General features: G+C 41.1%; 1 protein-coding gene. It reads left to right on the plus strand.

Going from position 1 to position 1,229, the window contains the following annotated elements; translation table 11 throughout:
* Positions 1-671 precede the first annotated feature (671 nt).
* A complete protein-coding gene (locus tag TW84_RS03450; RefSeq protein WP_045974290.1) occupies positions 672-1,109 on the plus strand; it encodes a BspA family leucine-rich repeat surface protein in 438 nt (145 codons plus the stop codon).
* The last annotated feature ends 120 nt before the right edge of the window (positions 1,110-1,229 follow it).

Below are 1,229 nucleotides of genomic sequence, written 5' to 3' on the forward strand. Positions count from 1 at the left end.
GGTGAACTGAACAAGGTTGATACTACCGCTCACTAGTAAACGGCCAGCCTCCCCGAAAGGAGCTGCCTCGCCCAGCTCACCGTAATACCAACCGGATTGTTCAAACAAAAACCAATCCGTTTTCTACAGGTGCGCCAAGGCAGCACATAGGGAGCAGCGTTTTGCTGACGCTCTATGCGACTAGTGAATTGAGGCAGGGTATCAATCCTGGCACTGGATTTTGCCAGTGCTTTTGCAGGATATCGCTGGGGTTCAGAAGAGTCAACGGATTCAACGCATAGGCCGATTAACTGGTCAAAAATCAGGTTCTTATAGAGGAGTGTGTTAACAATGTGTCGAGTAAAGGATGTGGTTTAGACAAGGCCGTCACAGAAAACGGTTGCTATTGTTTGAAATTCAATTCAGGACACTCACCAAAAGATTGGTGTGTGTCCTCGAATTCTGGGTTAGTGTTCGATTAAATGTAAATTTTTAGAAAGTCAATATAGCTTGTCATTAATATATTAAATTTAATCATCCATAAATGATTTAAATAACATTTATTCACACCCTATGCGTGACATTGATATCATTATTATATTTGGCATGCATCAAGACAAAAAATAGCGTTAACTTTGATTAGTTAAGTAAATATAATATTAAAACTAATCATAATAAATAATATATTAATCATGAAAATAACGTCTGTTATTTTAGCCTGCATGGCTTTGGGTAGTACAGCCAGTTTTGCCGAAGAAAATCATACAATTCGTTGTGATGCTAACCCTCCCGGTAGTGTAGTGATTATCGATGAGCGCTTATATGTGGTGGTCGATAATGCGCTATTGCGCCAACAAGATTACTGGCAAAACTTTATCAACGGCAAGATAGAGCTGTGTACAAGTCATGTCACTGATATGAGCGATTTATTTGCTCAATCACCCTATTTTAATTACGACATCAGTCAATGGGACACGCGCCGCGTGACCAATATGGATCGTATGTTTAAAGGGGCAACGCGCTTTAAGCAAGATTTATCCAATTGGTCGGTGGAAAAGGTCACTCGCCATAAAGACTTCGCCCTGCAAAGTGGCCTACCTAATTATTACCTGCCGCTATTTTCGCACTAATTTCTCTTAATAATGTCGATTCAACCTAGGAAAATGATATGAACGCTTTCCCACCCCACGGAGGCTGACGATGATTCGATTGATGAGGAAGGATACTCCCTACTCCCTGTCACGGCATCA

Source organism: Vibrio neptunius (assembly GCF_000967495.1).
GTDB classification, from domain to species: domain Bacteria; phylum Pseudomonadota; class Gammaproteobacteria; order Enterobacterales; family Vibrionaceae; genus Vibrio; species Vibrio neptunius.